Source organism: Chitinophagaceae bacterium (assembly GCA_016717285.1).
GTDB lineage: Bacteria > Bacteroidota > Bacteroidia > Chitinophagales > UBA10324 > JACCZZ01.
Genome location: JADKFU010000004.1, coordinates 295,014 through 318,978, shown reverse-complemented (window position 1 = coordinate 318,978; position 23,965 = coordinate 295,014). Strand labels below are relative to the sequence as shown.

The window sequence follows — 23,965 nt, the reverse complement described above, 5'->3', positions numbered from 1 at the left end:
TACATTCGCCGGTTCATGACATCTTTTATAATTACTACACCCAAAGAATTCAGCTTTCCGCAATGCCTTCATTTTTTGAAACGGTCGCCGCATGAATTGTTGCACCACGTGCAGGATGAGCAGGTAGAAAAAATAATTTATAGCAATGGAAAAACTGTTTTGATTTCCGTAACCGCTGACCCGGAACAACAACTTATTGTTGCAGTTTTGAATCGCCGCCTCACTTCCATACTTCAGCAATCCATCACTCATTATATGCAAGAATGGTTCGATCTGAAAACCAACCTGCAACCGTTTTATAAAATGGCCGCGAATGATGCAGTGCTTAAATCATTGGTGAGAAAATATTCCGGTTATCGCATTGTCAGTATGCCGGATTTGTTTGAATCACTCAGTTGGGCGATTATCGGTCAGCAGATCAACCTTACTTTTGCATATAAGCTGAAACGAAATTTTGTAGAGACTTTCGGAACAAAATTTTTATGGAAAAGAAAAACCTATTATCATTTTCCCTTACCGGAAACAATTGCAGCGCTTGAACCTGCTGCTTTACTTGAACTGCAATTCTCCCGGCAAAAAGCGCAGTATGTGATCAATGTTGCAAATGCATTTACATCCGGTGCTGTTTCAAAGGAAAAACTTTCACTGCTTTCCTTTCACGATGCTAAGCAGGCATTGACAGCATTGAAAGGCATCGGTAACTGGACCGCTAATTATGCATTGATGAAAACATTTCATTATCCGAATGCTTTTCCTTTGGAAGATGCCGGACTTCATCAGGCCCTTAGAAAACACCTGAACCTACAGAGAAAACCAACACTTCAACAAATTGAAATGCAGTTTAAAAAGTATGCCGGATGGGAAGCGTATGCTACTTTATATTTGTGGAGGAGTTTGAGTGAGGATTAATTGAAATTTTACGACAGGTTAATTCAATGGAGAGTTGCTTTTAATTTTTTGCCACCGGTTAAAACCGGAGGCAATAGATACCCGAGTCGCAGTCCGGAAATTTTATCATTTATTTTAATTGATGATAATTATTGAGTGGTAATTGAATGGTTGTAGATTTTTAACGCAAGCTTAAATCGAAGTGAACGGAAAATAAATAGACACTCCGGTGTCTCTTGCCGTCGATTTTAATAGATAACGGATTTGCAGGCAGCATCAATTGTTGTTGATTTAATCGATGGCATTTGAGCCCTGTAAGGGCGGAATTATGGTAGTGTATAAAAGATTAGATTTAGGGCAAGCCCTGTAAGGGCGACATTATTTTGCAGGTAACAATTTTTTATCGGTCAGCAATGAAAGATTTTCTTATATTTTTTTCCACAGTTAAAACCATATGCAATAGAAAACGTAGTAGATCAGTGTTATCTATAGCCATCGATTTTAATCAACGGATAATTTTCTTCAACCATTAAATTTCATTACCATGAATTTAAACGAAGCAAAAGTGCTCATTACAGGAGGAAGCTCCGGCCTCGGCTATGAAACAGCAAAGCAACTGCTTGCAAAAGGTGCAATGGTGATCATCAATGGCAGAAACAAAACCAATCTTGAAAAAGCAGCGAAAGAACTTGGTGCTGTTTCTATGGCCGGTGATGTAAGCAAGGAAGAAGATGTGATGCGAATGATTGAAACGACCATTAAAACTTTTGGAAGTTTCAATGTGCTCATCAACAATGCTGCTTTCGGCCATTTTGAATTACTGGTGAACATGAATACAGAGAAGATGCGTCAGTTATATGAAACCAATGTGCTGGGTGCTATGATGGTGGCACGGGAATCCGCCAGGCATTTTATCGAAAAGCAATACGGAACCATCGTGAATGTTTCATCGACTGCGGGCCGCGCAGGTTTCTCCGGCGGCACTGCTTATGCATCCACCAAATTTGCATTGAGCGGCATGACGGAATGCTGGCGTGCCGAACTGCGGCAACACAATATCCGGGTGATGCAGGTGAATCCAAGCGAAGTGCAAACCAACTTTGGCCCGAATGCCGGACGTCCGCCTAAACTGTACAATGCAACTAAATTGCAATCGCCGGATATTGCGCATACCATTGTAAGCATGCTGGAAATGGATGATCGTGCTTTTATTACAGAAGCAACTGTTTGGGCTACCCATCCCAAAGACTGAAACAATAGGCAAGTTTCGGGCTTTGATTTTTGCGTGATGTTTTTATCAGAAATTCCGCTTTATTTCTTTTCTTCATTGGAAATTGCTGACTATGAATCGTGCTGTTTTAAAATACCTCGCAATTGCCATCGGCTTTGCTGTCGTTTGGATACTGCTTGAGCATGTACTCGGATTCAACACCGCGCGACATGAGATTGGTCAGTACACCCGCAACGCGACCATGATTTTTTTCTGGGTCACTATTTTTCTAGTGATTCGTGAAACGAAAAAAAGTCAGGGTAATCAGCTCACATTTTTGCAGGGCTTTAAGACTGGAGTCATGTACACAGTGCTTTTCAGTCTTGCATTTGTATTGATCATATTGCTCTATGTGCAATTGATCAATCCTGATTTTTATGTTACTTACAAGGAATTTACCATGAATCAACTGGTCGCTTCACATGCCACACCTAAACAGATCAAGGATGCCATGCGCGAAGTAGATATGTCATACAACGGATCATTTCAATCCTATGCAGTACTCTTTTTATTTTCCACCATTTTCGGTGTTGTCATTTCATTGATTGCAGCACTCATTTATCGCACGAAGTCAGGGTCATGAAAATACTGATTGCAACCGTTGAACACCTTGATGAGCTGGCACTGTTGTTTGATGCTTACAGGATGTTTTATAAAAAACCTTCTGATGCGGAAGCGGCAAAAATATTTTTAAAAGAACGGATAGAAAACAAAGAATCTATCATCTTCATTGCAAAAGATGAACAGGGAATCATTGCAGGATTCACGCAGCTCTATCCGTTATTTTCTTCCACACGCATGAAGCGCTGGTGGCTGCTCAACGACTTGTTTGTGAAACCTGAATTCCGCGGCAATGGATTTTCAAAGTTGTTAATGGAACGGTGCAAAGCGTTGGCGATGGAAACCGATGCTGCCGGACTTTCACTTGAAACAGAGATCTCCAATCATATCGGCAACCGGCTGTATCCTGAAGTGGGATTTGAATTGGATCGGGAGCATAATTTTTATTTTTGGGAGAATGAGGTGGGGTAATTGTTTAATTGCTGAATGGTTGTAAAATCGCTGTTTCATTCTTCAAATTTATATAAACATTTGCCGCATGGTGGATTGTATTCTGAACTGGTGAATCAAATTTTTTTGGAATCTTTCGTAGCAGATGAACAAAGCAAAGCATTGAATAGATATGAATTAAGATGATCAATTTCTACAAACGTTGCTATTGTTAAATTGCTCAATTGTTCAGCAAGGTATCAGATATGAAACTTCATGCTTACCCTTTGTGAAACTCATTGATGGTTATGTTTTAATCACAACATCTGCAAATCCACCAAATGTTTATACACGCCATCTTTTCCCAATAACTCTTTATGTGTACCGCGTTCTTCCAGTTTTCCTTTTCGCAGCACAAATATTTCATCGGCATTCTGAATGGTGGAAAGCCGGTGTGCGATCACGATGCTGGTTCGGTTTTCCATCAGTTTATACAAAGCAGTTTGTACCAGCCGTTCGGATTCTGTATCAAGTGAGGAAGTGGCTTCATCCAGAATTAAAATCGGTGGATTCTTCAACACGGCGCGTGCAATCGTAAGGCGTTGCTTTTCTCCGCCACTTAGTTTACCTCCACGATCGCCAATGATGGTTTGATAACCGTTTTCCAAACGTGAAATAAAATCGTGCGCATTCGCCACTTTCGCTGCGTTGATCACTGCTTCTTCCGTTACGTTTTCCAGGCCAAAGGCAAGGTTATTATGAACAGTGTCATTAAAAAGAACAGGTTCCTGCGATACCATTCCAATCAGGCCACGCAAATCTTTGATCTTATAATTTCTGATGTCGGTGCCATCTATCAGAATAGCGCCGTCAGTGGGATCATAAAATCGCGGTAGTAAATCGGCAAAGGTTGTTTTCCCGGAACCGGATGGACCTACCAGTGCAATCACTTTTCCTTTCGGAATAGAAACATTTATACTGTTCAATGCATAACGTTTGTCTTCATATCCGAATGAAACATTCCTGAATTCAATCTTATCGTTAAATGTCTGGATGCCTTTTGCGTTTGGTGCCTCTTTAATTATTATGGGTTCATCAATAATTTTTAAAACCCGTTCACCGGATGCCAGTCCGCGCTGAATGCTGGTGACTGCTGAAGAAATATTTTTTGCCGGTGGCAGAATCTGAGAATACAAGGCAATGAATGCGATGAACTCACTCGCCGACAGTCCTGATTGCTGCGACAGTACCATCGTGCCGCCATAAAGCATAATGCCAACCACAATGGCAATGGAAAAGGTTTCGGTAACAGGTGCTGCCAGTTCACGCGTGTTTAAGATAGATTTAGTGGATTGCCTGAAACGGTTATTCTCTTTCGTAAATTTTGCACGTAGCATTGGTTCGGCATTGAACGCCCTGATGATCTTGCTGCCGCTGATGGTTTCTTCAGAAATCGCCATGATGGCGCCGAGCAAACTCTGACTGTTGATGGATTCTTTTTTTAATCTGCGCGAGATCACGCTGATGATGATGCCGGAAATGGGAAGAAAGATCAGTGTGAACAAGGTGAGTTTTGCTGATATCACAAACAACAGGGTGAAGTAAGCGATGATCGTAGCCGGATCACGGAAGAAGACCTGGATGGAAGTGACGATGGAGCTTTCAATTTCCTGCACATCATTTGAAATCACAGAAAGAAGGTCTCCTTTTTTCTGCCGTTGAAAATAGCCGGCCTGTATATCTAGAAACTGATCATGTATGGCTGAACGGATGTTGCGGATCAGGTTGGTGCGCATGCGTGCAAGCACCCGAAGCGACCAATACCGGAAGACATTAGCGAGTGTGATGCTGCAAAGGATTACGATGCATACATACCATAATGCGCCTACTTTGCCACGTTCAGCAAGGATGTTCTGAAAAAAATAATTGAAGGTGTTGATGAAATAAGAAGCGGAAAAAGTGAATTCAGGTTTCACTACATTCTGCTGCAACTGTATGGTCCCGAACAATACATTCAGCAAGGGTACAATCAGAGAAAAGTTCAACGCGCCAAAGATCACACTGAGAAAAGCCAGTACAACATATTCCGGCATATAGCCGGAGTATGGTTTGGAAAAGGTAAGAAGCCGGAGGTAGGTTTTCAAATGATGGGTAGTGGCGCTTACTGGAAAGAAGTCCGCATTGTTTAAAGGGCAACCTTTTTAAGGTGATACAACAGTTGCCGGGTGAATTGAAAAATCAAATATCCCTGTGTTAGCTGATATTTTCAAACTTTAAGGGCATTGAAATGAAAGACAGGTATCTTTTTAATTTTCAACACAATCACAACTGTTTCCGTGGGACATACGTTTGATGGCGAAAAATATTTTTAGGTGTTGCACTTTATTGGTATAAATTCGTTCCGGTTCCAGTGCCGTTTTTGATTTAAATGCTACTTAATATTATTGATTATGGAAACCATCAAACAGAAGAAGATTGCCAAGCTGATCAAGGAAGTGCTGAGTGAAATTTTTCAGCGCGACGGCTTGTCGATGATACATGGAGGAATGATCACGATATCACATGTAACCGTATCAGGCGACCTTGTAAGTGCAAAGGTGTACCTGAGTTTTTTCCAGGTGAAAGACCAGGAAGAAGTGCTGGCATCGCTGACAAATAACGAAAGAGAATTACGGCATAAGCTGGGTAATGCCATCAGAAACCAGGTGCGAAGGATTCCGGAACTGCACTTTTTTGTAGATGATTCTCTCTCTGAAGTTTTCAGAATGGAGGAGATTTTCAAGAAGATCAAAGAAGAAGAAAATGGAAATGCAGATTGATGAAGCATAACTTATCTGTTGTCCTCACAGTATTGTAAGTGATTGATGTAAGCCGCAATGAAATCATTAAATACTCCTCTTTGAATCTTCCCTTCTCCTTCGCTTACCGTTACCTGTTCAGCAAAAAATCCAGCAATGCGATCAACATCATTTCCTGGGTTTCTGTGTTGGGCATGTTCGTTGGTTCCTTGGGTTTGATTCTCGTGCTCTCGGTTTTCAATGGCTTTGAAGGATTAGTGATTTCACTTTATAATTCCTTCAATCCGGATTTTACAGTAACTGCTAAAGCGGGCAAATCTTTCACACCGGATTCAATGCAAATGCTGGAATTAAAAAAGCTCGGTGGCATCAGGGCAGTAGCAGAAGTGGTGGAAGAAAATGCTTTGCTCACGTATGCAGACCGTCAATACATTGCAACAATAAAAGGAGTGGATGTTGATTATGGATCACTTACCGGAATAGATTCCGCGATGTACTATGGTGAATTCAAACTGAAAAACGTCGGCGAAGATCTTGCTGTTGTCGGATTGGGAATAGAACAGGCATTGGGCATCAACTACGATAATCCGTTTGGTTTTCTCACCGTTTATATTCCCCGCAAAGACAAAACCACCGCTATCAATCCTGAAGATGCTTTCAACCGCGGACCGATAAGACCTGCCGGCAGCTTCGCTATTCAATCGGAGTTCGACAGCAAATATGTTTTTGTGCCACTGAGTTTTGCTCGTTGGCTTACAGGGTATGAAAAACAGGTTTCGTACCTGGAAATTGCGACAGAATCCGGTGTAGATGAAGTAAAGCTGCAGTCTGCCATTCAAAAATTGATGGGAACTTCTTTCGAAGTGAGAAACCGTTTGCAGCAGAATGCCGTGCTTTATAAAGTGATGCGCACTGAAAAGTGGGCCGTGTATGCAATTCTTACGTTCATACTGATTGTAGCTGCATTTAATATTGTTGGTTCACTCAGTATGCTCGTGATTGAAAAGAAGAAAGACATCGCCATCCTGAAAGCAATGGGAGCTGATGAAAGCCTTATCAGGAAGATATTTTTATTTGAAGGCACGCTGCTCTCTTTCATTGGTTGTTGCTCGGGCTTTTTACTGGCAGCCATCATCATCATTGTTCAACACAAATTTGAAATATTGAAAATTGGTGGTGGCTCTTTTGTAATTGATGCCTATCCTGTTCAAATGAAAGCAGGAGATTTTGTGTTGGTTTTCATTACAGTTATCTCCATTGGTCTCCTGGCGTCATGGTTCCCTTCGTGGCGCGCTGCAAAAAATGAATACCGGTTGACTGAAGAGTAGTAGTGAGTCGTTAGTTGTTTCTTAGTCCTAAGTCTTACGTCTTTTAGTCTTACGTCAATAGTCACCGGTCATTGGTCATAAATCTTTGCATTGGCACATTGGCCTATCAAACCATCAGCAAATCATTTTCATCAATTCCTGATTCTCAATTTCCAATTCCTTTAAACTAATCTGCTATTTTTGCCGCATGGATGTTGTACGACTGCATGACCTGAATTTCCGCACCTATATTCCTTCTGAAACTATTCGACAGCGAATCAGCGAGATGGCGGCAGCCATGAATTATGACCTTCGGCATGAAAAACCGCTCTTCATCGGTATTCTCAATGGCGTCTTCATGTTTGCAGGTGAATTGATGCAGCAGTTGAACATCGAATGTGAAATCACTTTCGTGAAACTTTCTTCGTATGAAGGAACGTCCTCTTCCGGCAAAGTGAAAACATTGATTGGTTTAAACGCTGATCTGAAAGGCCGGAATGTGGTGATTATTGAAGACATTGTGGATACAGGCAAAACAGTGAGAGAGTTTTTGAAATACATTCATACCCTCCAACCTGAAAGTGTGCGCATTGCGGCCTTGTTATTCAAGCCTGATGCATTGGAATCCGATATGGAGATTGATTATATCGGATTTAAAGTGCCGAATGAATTTCTGGTCGGCTTTGGATTGGACTATGATGGTTTGGGGAGAAATTTAAAGGATATTTATGTGAGGGTTTGATGTGATGAGAATGCATTGTTTAACTGTTAAATTGTTTAATTGTTAATCTCACAATAATGTACTGATTCCGATTTTGCAACCAACAATGAAACAATTTAACCATTTAGCCATCCAACCATTTAACCATCTAAATGCCAAACACTTCCAAGTGAAAAAAAATAACTGATAACAATGTTAAACATCATCCTCTTCGGCCCTCCCGGCAGCGGCAAAGGAACTCAGGCAGTAAAACTGAAAGAGAAATACGGCTTAGCACATATTTCAACGGGCGATATTTTCAGAGCGGTAATCACTACGCCTTCCGATCTGGGAACGGAGCTGAAATCATACATGGACCACGGACAACTGGTGCCCGACGAACTCACTTTTCGCGTGCTCGCCAATTACATTGATGGTAAGGATCTGATGAAGAGTGAAGGCATCATCTTCGATGGTTTTCCTCGTACCATTCCGCAAGCCGATGCACTCGATCAGTTTTTCAGTGAGCGCAACTCCGATATCACCATCGTTTTATCATTGTTGGTGCAGGAAGAAGAAGTGGTGCAGCGACTCTTGCTGCGTGGCCAGAGTTCCGGTCGTACCGACGACAACAATGAAGTAGTAATCCGCAAACGCATGCAGGTCTATCGCGATCAGACACTTCCCTTAGCAGCTTATTACAGTGATCAGCATAAATTTATGGAGCTGAAAGGTGAAGGTACTGTGGATGAAGTTTTCGAATTGCTTTGCACGGAGATTGATCGCCTGCTTCCCGGTAAGGCTTAGCCAAATGCAATTGCTTACCTTCACGCATTGTATAACCATGTTGGTTATTGCAGCATTTTAATACTCGCAGTGGAAGGTTCAAACTTTGTTGATTACGTAAAAATTTTCTGCCGCAGCGGCAATGGTGGCGCGGGCAGCATCCATTTTCGCCACGATAAAGTTACAGCCAAAGGTGGTCCTGATGGCGGCGATGGCGGAAGAGGCGGCCATGTGATACTTCGTGGTAACAAACAATTGTGGACACTGCTGCACCTTAAATACCGTAAACATATTCATGCAAAAAACGGAACGCCCGGAAGTGATGGCCGTTCTACCGGCGCTAATGGAAAGGATATGATGCTGGAAGTACCGCTTGGAACAGTTGCCAAAGATGCAGTTACCGGCAACATTCTATTTGAAATTACGGAACATAAACAAGAGGAGATACTGATAAAAGGTGGCCGTGGCGGACAAGGCAACTGGCATTTCAGAAGTCCAACCAACCAGGTTCCCATGTACGCGCAGGATGGTGAGCATGGTGATGAAGGTTGGAAAATTCTTGAGCTGAAACTGCTGGCTGATGTGGGCCTTGTCGGATTTCCCAATGCAGGAAAATCAACACTGCTTTCAACTGTGAGTGCTGCAAGACCTGAAATCGGCAATTATCCATTTACTACGCTCGTTCCCAATCTTGGTATTGTTTCCTATCACAGCAATCAATCTTTTGTGATGGCCGACCTGCCGGGCATTATTGAAGGTGCTCATGAAGGAAGAGGATTGGGACAACGGTTTCTTCGTCATATCGAACGTAATTCGATGCTGTTGTTTATGGTAGCAGCAGATTGTGACGATATCAAAAAGGAATATAAAATTTTATACAACGAACTTAAGCAGTACAATCCTGAACTGCTCATCAAGCCACGATTGCTCGCCATTACAAAAAGTGATTTGATTGATGAGGAGCTTGAAAAAATGCTGAAGAAAGAATTGCCGCGTGCATTGCCTCATATTTTCATTTCTTCCTTAACAGGAAAAAATATCGACAAGCTGAAGGATAAGATATGGAAGATGCTGAATGAGTGAGTTCCTTACATTGATATAGAGAAAATACTGTAGGTTTTATCTCCAACCAGGTCGATGTACTATACTTGCAAACCCTGCAAAAGTTGATTTCACAATAAGAAGTGGGTACAGGAATCAGCACAATTATCTCACCACGAGCACTGTTCCTTTTGCTTCAATGCGTTTTTTATTTCCATCCACCACTACCACCTGGTAAGCATAAGCACCTTGTTGCACCAATATACCTTTGTCACGGCCATCCCATCCATCATCCTGGTTGAGTGAAGTAAAAATTTCTTTTCCCCATCGGTTGAAGATGGAGAAACTGAAAGAGGTAACACCTTCCATATTCAGGATCGGTTTAAAGACATTGTTGTTTCCTTCCGGCGCGAATGCATTGGGCATATAAATCTGGCTGGGTTGATTTAAACACAATACATTAGAGCGGCTATGAACTGTATCAATGGTTCCGTTCGGAAAAATCATGGAATCAATTCCTTCCACATAATAGCAGGGTGTTGGCCCGGGAAGATTTTTTTCCGCGTATTCCCTGGTGGTTTCATTAAAATTGGAAATGCTGTTGAAGCCATTGCCATCATCACGAAAGAGCTGGTAACCCGTTACTGTTCCATACTGCAGAAAAGATTCGTCCCATTTCACCAAAAAACTCAGATCGCTGAATGCATAACCGCTCAACAGTATGCTTTTACCGATGGTGGAGGTGTCAACGTTCCCACAACTGTCACTCGCAATGATGCGATAGTAGTAACTCAGCGAACTGGTAAGTGCAGTGGTATCTGTATACACATTGATTACTGAAAGATTTGCCGGTGGAACAATAACTGCAATTTGTGTGAATCCGGTGCTGTCGAGGCTACGCTGAATTTTCAGACTTAATAAATCAGCCAAAGGATCGACGGAGTAGTAGACATTCACTTTTCCCGGCGCTGCTACAGACACATTCCTGATATATAAATCACCGGATGGCTGCACAACGTTCAGCTTTGCACACAGTTCATTGGAGGTGGAAGTAATCAGCGTGGTGGTTTGCGTGGCAACTACCTGGAAACAAATAATATCGCCGTCATTCAAACCTGTTACCTGGTAACTTAATGTGCCTGGAGGCAATGTTTGAATGCTGTTATAAGGTCCTCCATTTACAGCAACCATAACATCATACTGAAGCACATCAGGCAACCAGTGAGTGTATGCATACCAATTCAGGGTAACGGTATTGTTGCAACGGTCAACTTCTTGCTTTAGAAAAATGCTGTGTTGCGGCATTTCATCTATCGGTCCGGTATTCAGACAACTATCAATGGAACAAAGCACATAGCTCATAGAATCCGTATTGGGCTGCGCCGTTAAATCGGTGTAGGTAGTATTGGTTCTTCCATAAATTGTATCCAGGTTTACATTGCCTCCATTTAAAAAACGATAAATGATATATCCATAGGTATCCGGTGTTATGCTTGGCTTCCAGTTTATTTCGACTGCATTATTTTTTACAGTAACGTAATTAATAAGTGGGAATGAAGGATCGGCGCTGTCCAGCGTATCTGAATGCAGAAAGTTACCACCCGGACAAGTGTAATCACTCACCATATAGTAATAATACACAGGTCCAACGGCAATTGGACCATCGTCATAGGAGGTAGCCGCTGCATTTGTTTCTGAATAGATCAGCGTATAAGGACCATTAATATTCGTGCTTCTATAAATGTAGTACGCGTTAAAAGTACCACATGCATTTGTCGGCAAAGTCCAGAGGAGGCGAATGTATGGATTGAAATTAATTGAAATCTGGGTAACACATTTTAGGACAGGAGCATTTACATCCTGGGCAATGCTATTTGTAAATGCCAGCAGGCAATGGAGAAAAACCAGGCATACTATTTTGCTGCAGTAATTCTTCATAAGAGTCAATTCCTTATAGCTGCTGATTGAAATTAAGACAAATGTGTTTCCAAATCAGGCATTACCGACGTATTATTTGTATCGGCGTAAATCGGATTTCCTGCAACTACTTCCAGCATGCCTTCAGTATTCATGTATTTATTGGCCAATGATTGTACTTCAGCCGGCGTGATGGTTCTAATAGTATGAATCAGGTTGTAAAAAAAATCTTCTCTTAATCCATACACCACCAGTCCACGCATTACTTCCGCCACATTAAATGCGCCATCTACATCTGAAAGAAACACACCCAGCAAATAATTCTTAACGAGTTGCAGTTCCTCTTCCGGCACAGGTTCTGAGCGTAAACGTTCCATCTCGTAATAAATTTCCTTCACGGCGTCCCAGGTTACTTCGCCACCTACTTCTGTGGTTACATACAAATGAGCATCGTGCAAATAAGAAGAGATGGAAGAATGCACACCATAACAATAACCTTTGTCCTCGCGAAGATTTTGCATCAGCCGGCTTCCGAAGTATCCGCCAAAAATGGTATTGAGCACCCGTAAAGAAGGATAGTCAGGATGCAGTTTGTTCACGAGCATTTTTCCAATGCGGATGCCTGATTGCACAGCGTCTTTTTTTGCTGTGAACATTTTTCCGCTGCTTGTTTTTTCAATGGAATGATTGTAAGGTGCAGGTGCTGCTTTAGAAAAATTGCTTTTTCCAAAATAGGTTTCCAGCAATTCGAAAAGATGATCGGTTATTTTTCCGGCTACGATAATTTTAAATGCACCATTGCGGTACTGCGAGGCATGAAAAGATTTCAGGATGGAAGCATCAATCTGGTCGTAATCTTCGGGTGAAGTAGTATAGCCTGATGGATAATTGCCACTGTACAGTTGTTCGTTGAAAGTTTTGTGTGCGAGGAAATCCACTTTTTGCAAATTCACCAGCAAGCGTTGTTTGCTGTTTTGTATATAGGTGGTTAATTCCTTATCAGGAAAAGTTGCGCCATAAATTACTTCCTGCAACAATGGAAATAAACGGTCGAGGTGTTTATTCAGAGAGAAAAGTGAAACCTGTCCGTAATCTATTGTCGCATCTGCGGTAATGCTTGCGCCATAGAATTCGATGGCTTCCGCTACTTGCTGCGCTGTTTTATCAGCGGTTCCTTCCATCAGTAATTTGCTGGTGGTGGCTGCCACCGCCCGTCTTGGTTCCTGCCAGCGTCCGGCGTCAAAAATCAATTCCACTTTGGTTACCTCCTGGCTTCCCGCATTAATACTTACCACAGGAATGCCATTGCTTAACTGAAATCTGTTAATAGGTGGCAGCATGATGGATTCAATGTCACGTAAAGGCGGAGCTACTGTTCTGTCGGTTGGGTTCATAGGCGGGTAAAAATACAAAAAAGGTGGGGAGGGATGGAAGTGAGTTTGTTTAGTTAAGTATGTTTATTTACAGGTAGTCCAATGGAAAAAGCGCTGCAATGAATTCATTGCATATCTGAGACAGCATCAAGCATATCCTGAAGAATATATCGGTTAATTATCATGAAAATTTTCTAAGCAGTTAGCAAAATTCAAAGACAAATTGCCAGTGTATGTTTCCTGTTTACGAAATTGAATTCATTACAAATGTATAAAGGGAGTCGCTAGCAAAGTCGCAAAGGTCGCAAAGGAAATAAGGGTATTTATCTTTACGTGCTTTTCGCCTTTGTGAGAAAAACCAAATGGCGTACATCTTGTATACCCTTGCGTCTTTAATAAATTTCTTAAGCTACCATTATCCTTATATTGCAACAAAATATATGCTTTCAAAATAGGTCACATTAAAAACAAACAAACAACTATGCCTAAGTCCGGTTGTATATTTTTACTTGCCATGTTGTTGATTACTGGTTTCCAAAGTTTTTCACAAGTCACCAATGACGCGCGTTTCAACCTGATGACTCCCGGAATCCGGCAATGGTTTCCGGGATGGTACGTTTCGCTTACGGGTGACACTGTCAAAGGATTTATTTACTTGTCGAATCAGATTGACAATCAGGTGCAGTTTCAATATTCCACGCATAATCCGCCTGATATGAATGCGCTGACAATAGATGCTGCAAAAGCAAGCGGATATCTTGTAAAGGACCGCGTGTATGAATCGTTGCTCATGGAATCTGTCAAAAATTCATCACCGGCATTTGTTCGAAGGTTAGAAGCTGGCCGTTTAAAATTATTTGCATGGTACAGTCTGCCTGCCAACGGAACACTTCATGATGGTACTAACGACCGGCCCATTACAGTTAATGATGAAAAATTTCATGAAAGCGTTTTTATTCTGAAAATGGGAGACGGACTACCATTCTTTATTCCGTCTTCCAAAAATTTTGCTGAAGCAATGAGTAAGCTGCTGGCTGATGATGTTGCATTAGCCAGCCGGATTTCCCAAAAACTGAATGGCTATCGCTCCACAGATATTCTGAATATTGTGCAGCAATACAACGAATGGTTCAGCAGTCTGCATTAATTTTTACCGCAGATTACTGAATGATCATCGGTTCAATGTGAATTTTTTTGACAGCAGTTTATCCCCAACCTGCACTTCTACAAAATATAAACCCGCAGGTTCATTTCCGGCAGCAAAAGTGAATTTGTGAATGCCGCCTTTTAATTCACCATCTGAAAGCACTGCAATGGATTGCCCTAATACATTCCTGATCAGAACTGTACAATGTGCATCATTGGGTAACATGATTCCAATCGTTACATTATCGGTGGCTGGATTAGGATAAGGATCATACAGCATCCATTCATTTGTTTCCGCATCATTTCTATTTAACTGATAGAAAAAATCAGGGGTTGGAAAGTGAATGGAATTCGTATACGTATGACTCTTCTGCACTTCAAATGTCCAATAACCTTCAGGCGCTGTCATCGGTTTGCTGATATTTCTTCCACTGTTTGAGGAAGCATGTATGTAATAAAAAACTTTTGTCGGGGCATTTTGTGCGGGCAGGTATGCATAAAAAGTATCATTGGCTGCGGCTGTCATGGGCACTTCAGCATATCCTGCAGTTGTATCCACCGTCCAGAAAACAGAAGCATCACTAACACCGGAAGGCGTTTTGATTTTGGCTTCTATTAATATGGGAGCAGATGATGCAGCTTTATTCTGAACCGGTGCATGTGAAATCCAGATCGGGTCAGCGTGGGCAATTTCCTTGGTTATGCAATGGATTGCACCCAAGGCGGAGATGATGTTTGCATTGCTATTGTCACAATCAATAGGGACAATCTTATAACCGGGCATATTCTCTTTATAAATTCTGATGGCGGTGGTATCGTACTCTTCCCGGTAGGTAGGTAAGATGACTGTCTTATTCACGATCACAGAGTTAGTATAAGTGCGGTAAGAAGATTGCGGAATATACTGGCCTGTTGTGCTTGGCGGCATAGGTATGTAAACAATTTTATAAGGCCGGCCAAAACAGGTGAGATAGTTATCCTTAACGTATTGAATGTTGGCTGCAATCTGCGGACCGTCTGCAACGCCTGTTGGAAACTGACCGACTAATATTGTTTCTTCATCCAGCAACTTCATGTGCATATCGATGTGATGAATTTCATCGAAGGGCAATGTTTCCATGGTGATGTAACGGTTAATGCCAAGATATTTACTCATAATCTCTTCTATATCTGCTTTTGTTTTTACAGTCACGTCATAATCATTTCCGGGTCCGTTTTCATCAAGAATCAGCTCAGAAGAAAATGCAGTGTTGTGACCATCCACCATAAAATTTCCACCTGTTGCTACAAGGTCATAAGGCGCTGCAGTCATCTCATAAATTGGCAAACCGATTTTTGTGGCAAGCGCACCCGGAATCACATCGTCTTTTGGGCGCGGACGATTGTAGATCCAATCGGTTAATGAAAGTTGCTGCACATCATTTTTGTAAATATTCCAGGGACCATAATCGCGGCACCAGATAGAATTAAAACTCTTCACCAGAAATTTCACATTCGTTAATGGAATACCTGAAGAAGTGAGTGAATTTTTTACACTGTTGGAATCTGTACAAACGATATAAACAACGCATTCCTCCTGTGCCGCATCCACAATGGCTTTGAGTATGGTAGTATAGCTTGTCCAGGTGATGGTCAACCCTTGAATCTCTTCCCATTCGGCTGATGCTCTTGGTGTAAAATCAGGCGGAGTAATATCACGGATGCCTTCTGTATTAATGAGGTAGGAAGGAAGCAGGGCACGTTCTTCCTCTGTCATCCAATGAGGAAGGTTTTGAGCAATCATTTTTCCGGAAGAAAAAATCAGGATCAAAAAAAGCAGGGGGAAAATTTTTTTCATGGCAGATTTTTTTATGTAGCGTAAAAAGGGTTGGAATGGCTAAAGTAGGATTTAATGAGTATCAGTTTTTCGAATGATAATACAACACCGAACAGTTATCCGGCGTAAAAATATTTCGTGCCTGTTCTAAAATGTCGGCAGCAGAAGTTTTCAGGTAATGATTTGTTTCTTCATTAACTAAACTTGCATCACCCAGCAATTCATAATAGGCGAGGTTCATTGCTTTATTCAGCAGTTCTGTTTCGGAGAAAATGATCTGCGCTTCTATACGGTTTTTTACCTTCGTCAATTCGGTTTCGTCAATAAGCTCACCGGTAAATTTGCTGATCTCTTCATCAATTGCCTTGTCCGCCTGTTCCATTTTCACACCCTTCACTAATTTTCCTTCCACCACAATCAGTCCCGGATCAATGGAACCGGTTTGATAAGCATTTATTTCTGAGAATAATTTTTTCTCCTTCACCAGTGATTGATATAGCCTGCTGGATTTTCCCCCTGATAACACATCGGTGACGAGGTCGGCCGCGTAATAGCGCGGATCCATGCGTGCCGGCATGTGCCAGGTTTTATAGATCGCATCCAGTGGTACATCAGCTTCCATGGTCAAACTTTTCAACCCTTTTTGCGGAGGTTCCTGCGGAATATTTCTGGGTGGTTTTTTCCCGGCAGGAATATCGCCAAACCATTTTTCAGCCAGTGAAAAAATCTCTTCTGCTTTTACAAAGCCGGCTACAACGAGAATTGCATTGTCAGGACGATAGTGTTTGTAAAAAAAAGATTGCACATCACTCAGCTTTGCTTCTTCAATGTGTGCTAATTTTTTACCGATGGTCGGCCACTGATATGGATGGGTGCTGTAAGAAAGCTCGCGGATCTTATGCCATACATCTCCGTAAGGCTGGTTGATGTAATGTTCTTTAAATTCTTCACACACTACTTTGCGTTGCACATCCAGCGAATGTTCGCTGAAAGCCAGCTCATTCATGCGGTCTGATTCGAGCCACAGCGCTGTTTCAAGATTGTGTGCAGGAAGTGTTTCGTAATAATTGGTGATATCAGTTGATGTGAAAGCATTGTTTTCACCACTGGCTTTCTGCAATGGTTCATCAAACACCGGAATGTTTCGCGATCCGCCAAACATCAGGTGTTCAAACAAATGCGCAAAACCTGTCTGATCAGGAGTTTCATCTCTTGAACCCACATTGTATAAAAGATTTACCGCAGCAAGCGGCGTGGAACGGTCTTCATGCACCAGTATCTTCAACCCGTTACCTAGCGAACTCTTTTTATATTCAATCATACTTTTTTGATTAAGCCCTAAAAATACACATTGCCTGTGAAAGAGTATCAGGTGCACTTGTTACGTTCTCCGGATTTTTCAGATGAATTCAGCAGCAAAAATAAATTCTTAAAAGATTATCAGATAAGACTTTGATTCGCGAGAAGATACCCGATATAAATACCGGGATACAACCAAAATAACTTTTCCGATCTATCTTTGCTCTATCAACATGAATACCGGACAACTCATACATCGCGCGCTCAACTTTGAATTTCTTTCTATTGAAGAAGGAATGCACTTATTTGAGCATTCACCAACCACTGAACTTATGGCGGTTGCACATGAATTGCGGATGAAACAGAAACCGGAGAAAGTGGTGACCTGGATCATTGACCGTAATGTGAACACTACGAATGTCTGCATAGCCAATTGTAAATTCTGCAACTTCTTCCGTAAGCCCGGCGCTCCGGATGCTTATGTAACTACCATTGATCAATATAAACAAAAAATAGAGGAGACCTATCGATTTGGAGGGGAGCAATTGTTATTACAAGGTGGCCACCATCCAGATCTTGGATTGAGTTTTTATGTGGATCTTTTTAAAGAACTGAAATCACTTTACCCCAATTTAAAACTTCATTCACTTGGTCCGCCGGAAATCGCGCACATCACCAAGCTGGAAAAATCAACGCATACTGAGGTATTAAAAGCACTGATGGAAGCAGGATTGGATTCATTACCCGGAGCAGGTGCAGAAATTTTAAACGATCGTGTGCGCCGGCTGATCTCCAAAGGAAAGTGCAGCGGTCAGGAATGGCTGAATGTTATGCGCGCGGCACATCAGCTCGGACTCACCACCTCCGCTACCATGATGCTGGGCCATGTGGAAACGCTTTATGAACGATTCGAACATTTGGTATGGCTGCGCCAGGTGCAATCAGAAAAGCCGGAAAATGCAAAAGGATTTATTGCTTTTATTCCATGGCCTTTCCAGGATGAAGGAACATTGCTGCGCAGAATTCGTGGCGTGAGAAACAGTGTGAACGGTGATGAATATATCCGCATGATTGCGCTCAGCCGGATCATGTTGCCCAATATAAAAAATATTCAGGCCTCCTGGCTTACCGTAGGTAAAGACATTGCAGAGATTTGTTTACATGCAGGTGCCAACGATTTCGGTTCTATTATGATTGAAGAAAATGTGGTGAGTGCTGCAGGAGCGCCGCACCGCTTCACTGCAAACGGTATTCAGCAAGCCATTCGCGAAGCCGGATTCGAACCACGACTCCGTAATCAACAATATGAGTACCGGGATATTCCCTCGAATATAGAACAGCAGGTGATCAATTATTAACCTGGAGTTTTCAAAATGCAATACGACTTTAATAAGTCCTTATGCTATTGCTGATTATAATGTCGGATTGTTAAATAACAATTTTGCCATTCGTCCATCGTGTCCATAGATATCATTCCTGAAATTTATGCGGCCTTTACGGTCAACCCATGCGGTGAAATAAGCGATGAAAACAGGTACCGGAGTTTTTAGCGTTACTGTAGTTTCTTTAGTGCTGTTCATCGCCGGAGCAATTTTTTCAGGAGTCCACAACGAATCATTTCTCAATAGGTATTCAGCCAGTCTTACCGGCTCGCCCACTCTTATGCATCCGTGACTGAAAGCACGTGCCGGCTCATTGAATAAACTCTTTGACGGAGTATCGTGCAGGTAAATGGAATAATTATTAGGGAACAGAAATTTTACGCGGCCGAGTGAATTGTTCGGTCCGGGTTTTTGCCGGATGGCATACGGAAAATTGTAACCTGAATAGTTGCTCCAGTTAACAGAAGAAGGACTGATCACTTTGCCACCTGCCACCACTTCCATATTGTGGCTTGCAATATAATTCGCATTCCGTTTTGCTCCCGGAACAATTTCTTTGGCAATAATACTTGTTGGAATATTCCAGTACGGACTAAATACAATGTATTTCATGTTGCCGTTAAAAATTACCGTTTGATTATTCACGGAACCTACCACCACATTGCATTCCCAGACTAAAGAATCATCATCATACACATGAAGTTTGTATTCAGGAATATTCACCGCGAGATAATCACCTTTCAATTGCACAGGCACCCATCGTGAACGTTCCATGTTGATCATGATCTGCTGAATGCGTGAACTCAACGGAACATTCAGCGCAGTAATCATGGAAATGCCTATCACACCATCTGTTGCAAGTCCATGACGGTCCTGGAAGTTCTTCACGGCTATTACAAGAGTGCTGTCGTAAATATTACTGGTTGTATCTGTTGATGCAAGATCGCCGAGGAGGAATAACCGTTTTCGGATGGCATTTATTACGGTGGAAGAATCACCGGTCTTATAGGATTTTTTATCGGCTACTATCAATTGCCAGCTGCCTGACTGTTCCAATTCATGATATTTTTTCAATTGCGACTTCAGCAAATCATATTGACGGTAAACCGGTTTTTGCTGCGAGAAATATTGTGGATTGGACAGCATGGAGTCGAGCAGAGCCACATACGGTAAACGTTTCTGCTTGATGTACCAGTCCACATCCTGCAGTTCTTTTTCACCAAGACCTCCCCAGATTTGCTGCGCATACTTGAAAAAGGAAGCAGAAAGCAACAACTCCGTTTCGGTTATTAAAGGATCAACCCCTTGAATTACGTGAGAGCCACTTGACAGCGAATCATACAGCGATTTCAACTGAGGATTAAAAACAGTAGTGTCGGTAATGCCTTCTTCACGATAATTCATCAGCATATTCATGAAGTTGGCTGCATGTTCTGTAATTCCATCGTTGTTGAACCATGCGAATTGGTAATTGCGACGCTGATAAAATTTCCAGGCCTGCTCCTGTTGGTTTTTGAACTCAGGATGCTTTATTAAAAAATCTGCAACAGCAATACTATCTAGAAATAAATTATTGACACTTACCGGTTCGATCAATGAACTGTCCGTTTGAACCTGATTATTTTTTGCAGCACGGTTACCTAATCCTGCACCGCACCCATGCAGCAGCAAAAGAGGAATCAATCCAAACAGGAAATTATTTCGGATAAAGAGCATCATAAAAAGTCGTGTTGATAAGCAAAGGTAGGTATGAAAAAATTGATGTTTGATGTGCAAATGTTTCAATGTGCCGATGTGCCAATGAAATGACTTCTAATGACTCATGACCAATTCCTAATTCCTCATCCTCGGCGGCACATGCGGTTTCTTCTTCCTGAACACAATGCTCTTCTCATCCTTAAATCCCACCACACTGATGTTGCCATTCGTTTCCAGTTTTGCAAGACTCACTTCAGTGATATTTTCAAAACCATTTTCACGGATGGCGCCTTCCAGTTCGTTTTGGGTGATTTGTTCTTTGCGTATATTTTCAATCACCATTTTGCCATGATAAATCAGCAGCACGGGTTCACCTTCAATCAGCTTATTGAATTGTGAACTTTTATACACCAGATTTTTAAAGAGAAGGTTTAATGCAAACAAGGTTATTGCTGCTACAATACCCACCCATAAACTATCCCAGTCGCCATCCACCATGGCATTCTGAACGGCATTGCTGATTAACAACAGAAACACTAAATCAGTGATGGACAATTGGCCGATCTCGCGTTTGCCAAAAATGATAATTGCCAGAACCAGGAAAAGATAAACAGCAGTGGTAGCGCCTATTACAATCAGGTAATTAGGATGTGTGGCAGAATTTATAGCATCAGTGAGCATAAAATTGTTTAAATAATATTCTAAGGTCGGATTAATTTCTGTTTAGTGAAGTATTGGCTGGTCACGGATGGGCGAAACTGCATGATTGAACGAATAATTTCCAGAGCATGAGCATGCAATTACAGTACCTTTAGATAATAAAAATTTCTGCTGATGTCAATTTATGAAACGGTGCCTGCCGTGGTTATGCTCTTTGTGATTGTTTTATTTAAAAGCGCTCTTGTAAACGGCCAGCCATTGCATTTAAAAGTTGTGGGCGATAAACAAACCGGTTTTTCTGTAGAAATCTTTGATGAAAATAAATTGCTGGTTACCAATACCGAAGAATTTTCACTGCAACTATTTAATAATGATTTAAGTACCGTAGCAAATATGCCGCAATGGAAAGGCCAGGCATGGACAGGTGATGAACATCACATCACTTTACAGGGAGATTCGTACACCAATGAGTTTGATGCGAACCTGTCTGTAACGGTAACCTACGAGGTGATAAGTGATAGCATTGTTAAAAAGACGATCGGGTTGTTTCAACCTTCCATGCCTGGCATGCTGTATATTTTGAAAGAAACAGCAAGACCTGCGGAAGAACCAGAGAGATACATCACATTTGAATTTGATAGTTTTCCGGGTGGCTTTGTACATGAAATGTTTCCTGCTGCAGGTTTTATTACGCCGGATAATAAAGTAGTAGGTTTTTTAACAGATGCAGGATACAAAAATCAATACACCAGAAATACGCGTCGCCGGTTCAGCGGCCGTGGTGGTGGTTTTGTAGGTATGCGCAGATTACCTGACGTTAACTTATTGTATGTAGCAACATTAGAAGACAGGCTGGCACATAAAAATTACATCAGCCAAACATTTGGCGAGTTGTATAATCTAGATGCTGGTACTGAAAGGGTTTTAAAATTACCGGAGTCATATAAAAAAGAAGGCAATGCTGAAATAGTGAAAGTGAACGACGTTATTTCAATAACCGGGCATTCCGGTGGCAGAGCCGGAATAGAATTTATTGCGCCATTGAAAGATCAGCAGGTTTACACGATCACTTTCTCGTGTAAAGGAAATGCACCGGTGGCCTTGAAACTTTTCAGAGTTAAGAACGGAAAAAAAACAATTGAGCTGGAAGATGGTGTTAAGTACATTGATAACTTTCCCGCAACAACAAGTGAATGGACGCTTTTTAAAGGTAGTATTTTGGTGCCTTATATTGAACATGACAGCGTATCCATGTTTATTGGTACGCAATCAGATAAAGAATGTGAGCTGCAGATAAAGGACCTGCAATTTACAGAGCATCAGCCGCAGCCGTCACCCTACAATGTTCTACCCATGGGTGAAAGGGTGGAGAAGACCACCTATATTTTTGTGGAGTCCTGGAAATCGCATCAGCAATTTATGATCTCCTCTCAAGCGCGGTTGGCTGAAGCAAAGGGCTTTCAAGGATCTTTGATTGAAAAAATGCTCTATGCCAATTTTAATATGCTCACCTGGATTACGGATGTAAATGACTTTACGCCGTTCAATGTGCCCAATATGAATTACGCTCCGGATATGTATAACAGGGATTGTTTTTTTTCAACCATTTCATCGTATAATAAAGAATTGAACGAAAGTCTTTGGGAACAATGGGGAAAAACACAAACACCTAAAGGCGGCATCGGTACTATTATTACACCGCTCATGGGTTCAGTAGAAGCAAAAGACAATGAAGCGACTATCGAATGGCTCATTTGGGCAATGATGAACAAGCGACGATTCGGCAGCACGCTTCCGAAAGAAAAAATTGAAAAGGCGGTTGATTATGTATTGAATGAATTTGATGCTGACAGGGATGGAAAATGCGAATCACATTTTTCATTAAGCCAGGTGGATATTGTTGATTTTAATCCGAAGACAAACCGGCTCGCAGTGAATCAGGGCATGCTGGTGATTGCGTTAAAAACTATTAAAGAATTGGGTTTTGATATTTCTGAAACCTACGTCCAAAAAGCGGAAGAAGAATACAGGAATTTTTATGACGTAAAAAGAAAGCACTTGTTGTTTGACCGGAATTTCCCGGACATCATTACGCTTACTGATCTGGAACCGGAATTTCTTTCTTTGTGGCTGTTCAACAGTCCCATGCTGACAGATGAAATGGTAAAAAATCATTTGGATCAGATGCCTGTGCTGAATAAAGTTGCTAACTCACCTCACCCTGAATATGGTACTACTGCACCCATCTGCGTAAGGTTAACAAATGATAAAAAAGGCTTTGCCTATCTCAGCGGAGATTATCAGCCCTTTGATAAATTCGGAGCAGAAAATTACAGTAACGGCAAGAGTGATGGCTTTTATTACAATGGCGGCAGTTGGTTCAGGGCGGAATATTGTGCTTACGTGGCAGGATTAAAACATGGTTGGACAAAAGCGGGTATGTTGATGGAAAACAGGGTGTGGGCAGAAATTTATCTGAATCCGGAATGGCCATTCAGCAAAGAATTTATTCCTACAAAATGGACCACAACGGATAGCTGGTGGACATCTACCAAAGGGCTTTGCTGGAACGTATTTATTTTAATGGCAGATGAAGTGGCAGGATTGCGTACACCGGATATGGACCCCGATTACAAGAAAGATACTTTAACTAAGTAGCTGCGCATTATTTATTTTCCCATTATTTTCTTGCGGTGTTTCAAGCCCCGGCTTTGAAGTTCCTGAATTATATTATCCAATGTTTTACCATAAGTCGTCATTAAATATTCAACGGTAACAGGAAAGTATCATACACGGTTCTCTTAAACAGTGGAGGGCAACCACCTGTAACAGTCATACTTTTAATTTTAGTCTGGATATCAATGTTCTTGCGGAACAGAGAAATGTTTTTGCAA

19 protein-coding genes are annotated in these 23,965 nt (G+C 41.7%); 12 read left to right on the top strand and 7 right to left on the bottom strand.

The features are described from left to right. The first annotated feature begins 15 nt into the window (after positions 1-15). The 4 genes from IPO83_06675 (at position 16) to IPO83_06660 (ending at position 3,190) form a co-directional block, all read left to right on the top strand. Positions 16-909 carry a DNA-3-methyladenine glycosylase 2 gene (locus IPO83_06675; GenBank protein MBK9730954.1) on the top strand — a complete coding sequence of 298 codons (894 nt, stop codon included), beginning with the start codon at positions 16-18 and terminating at the stop codon, positions 907-909. 523 nt (positions 910-1,432) lie between these two features. Beyond that, a complete protein-coding gene (locus IPO83_06670) occupies positions 1,433-2,140 on the top strand; it encodes an SDR family oxidoreductase (GenBank protein MBK9730953.1) in 708 nt (235 codons plus the stop codon). A gap of 91 nt (positions 2,141-2,231) precedes the next feature. Then, positions 2,232-2,741 (top strand): DUF4199 domain-containing protein, encoded by a 510-nt coding sequence (locus tag IPO83_06665; GenBank protein ID MBK9730952.1) that lies wholly within the window; start codon positions 2,232-2,234, stop codon positions 2,739-2,741. Continuing rightward, complete coding sequence (locus IPO83_06660; protein ID MBK9730951.1) at positions 2,738-3,190, top strand: GNAT family N-acetyltransferase; 453 nt, start codon at positions 2,738-2,740, stop codon at positions 3,188-3,190. The genes IPO83_06665 and IPO83_06660 overlap by 4 nt, the downstream gene beginning before the upstream one ends. Positions 3,191-3,465: 275 nt before the next feature. Here the strand turns inward: IPO83_06660 and IPO83_06655 are convergent, their stop codons facing one another. Further along, positions 3,466-5,292 (bottom strand): ABC transporter ATP-binding protein, encoded by a 1,827-nt coding sequence (locus IPO83_06655; protein MBK9730950.1) that lies wholly within the window; start codon positions 5,290-5,292, stop codon positions 3,466-3,468. A gap of 306 nt (positions 5,293-5,598) precedes the next feature. On the opposite strand from IPO83_06655, the gene rbfA reads away from it, so the two are divergent. The 5 genes from rbfA (at position 5,599) to obgE (ending at position 9,822) form a co-directional block, all read left to right on the top strand. Next, entirely contained in the window at positions 5,599-5,967 is a 369-nt protein-coding gene (gene rbfA / locus IPO83_06650) for a 30S ribosome-binding factor RbfA (GenBank protein MBK9730949.1), read from the top strand. A gap of 80 nt (positions 5,968-6,047) precedes the next feature. Further along, positions 6,048-7,274, top strand: a complete 1,227-nt coding sequence (locus tag IPO83_06645; protein MBK9730948.1) for an FtsX-like permease family protein — start codon at positions 6,048-6,050, stop codon at positions 7,272-7,274. 187 nt (positions 7,275-7,461) lie between these two features. Beyond that, complete coding sequence (gene hpt, locus IPO83_06640; protein MBK9730947.1) at positions 7,462-7,995, top strand: hypoxanthine phosphoribosyltransferase; 534 nt, start codon at positions 7,462-7,464, stop codon at positions 7,993-7,995. Between the two features lie 171 nt (positions 7,996-8,166). Next, entirely contained in the window at positions 8,167-8,760 is a 594-nt protein-coding gene (locus IPO83_06635) for an adenylate kinase (protein MBK9730946.1), read from the top strand. Between the two features lie 69 nt (positions 8,761-8,829). Then, a complete protein-coding gene (gene obgE, locus IPO83_06630) occupies positions 8,830-9,822 on the top strand; it encodes a GTPase ObgE (protein MBK9730945.1) in 993 nt (330 codons plus the stop codon). A 123-nt stretch (positions 9,823-9,945) separates the two neighbouring features. Here obgE and IPO83_06625 read toward each other — a convergent pair whose 3' ends face one another. Both IPO83_06625 and IPO83_06620 read right to left on the bottom strand, forming a co-directional pair. Beyond that, a complete protein-coding gene (locus tag IPO83_06625; protein MBK9730944.1) occupies positions 9,946-11,718 on the bottom strand; it encodes a gliding motility-associated C-terminal domain-containing protein in 1,773 nt (590 codons plus the stop codon). 32 nt (positions 11,719-11,750) lie between these two features. Further along, complete coding sequence (locus IPO83_06620; GenBank protein ID MBK9730943.1) at positions 11,751-13,091, bottom strand: insulinase family protein; 1,341 nt, start codon at positions 13,089-13,091, stop codon at positions 11,751-11,753. Positions 13,092-13,551: 460 nt separating this feature from the next. Here IPO83_06620 and IPO83_06615 point away from each other — a divergent pair, with 460 nt between their 5' ends. After that, entirely contained in the window at positions 13,552-14,217 is a 666-nt protein-coding gene (locus tag IPO83_06615) for a hypothetical protein (protein ID MBK9730942.1), read from the top strand. 24 nt (positions 14,218-14,241) lie between these two features. Here the strand turns inward: IPO83_06615 and IPO83_06610 are convergent, their stop codons facing one another. After that, a complete protein-coding gene (locus IPO83_06610) occupies positions 14,242-16,053 on the bottom strand; it encodes an agmatine deiminase family protein (GenBank protein MBK9730941.1) in 1,812 nt (603 codons plus the stop codon). A gap of 61 nt (positions 16,054-16,114) precedes the next feature. After that, entirely contained in the window at positions 16,115-17,353 is a 1,239-nt protein-coding gene (locus tag IPO83_06605) for an insulinase family protein (protein ID MBK9730940.1), read from the bottom strand. 211 nt (positions 17,354-17,564) lie between these two features. Here IPO83_06605 and mqnC point away from each other — a divergent pair, with 211 nt between their 5' ends. Next, positions 17,565-18,689, top strand: coding sequence for a dehypoxanthine futalosine cyclase (mqnC, locus tag IPO83_06600; GenBank protein ID MBK9730939.1), 1,125 nt, complete (start codon positions 17,565-17,567; stop codon positions 18,687-18,689). 54 nt (positions 18,690-18,743) lie between these two features. Here the strand turns inward: mqnC and IPO83_06595 are convergent, their stop codons facing one another. Next, the gene (locus IPO83_06595; GenBank protein MBK9730938.1) at positions 18,744-20,432 is read right to left on the bottom strand and encodes a L,D-transpeptidase family protein; all 1,689 of its coding nucleotides are present in this window, start codon (positions 20,430-20,432) and stop codon (positions 18,744-18,746) included. 114 nt (positions 20,433-20,546) lie between these two features. Next, entirely contained in the window at positions 20,547-21,092 is a 546-nt protein-coding gene (locus IPO83_06590) for a DUF421 domain-containing protein (protein ID MBK9730937.1), read from the bottom strand. A gap of 186 nt (positions 21,093-21,278) precedes the next feature. Between IPO83_06590 and IPO83_06585 the strand changes: the two genes are divergently transcribed. Further along, positions 21,279-23,729: a hypothetical protein gene (locus tag IPO83_06585; protein MBK9730936.1), complete on the top strand. Its 2,451-nt coding sequence runs from the start codon at positions 21,279-21,281 to the stop codon at positions 23,727-23,729. The last annotated feature ends 236 nt before the right edge of the window (positions 23,730-23,965 follow it).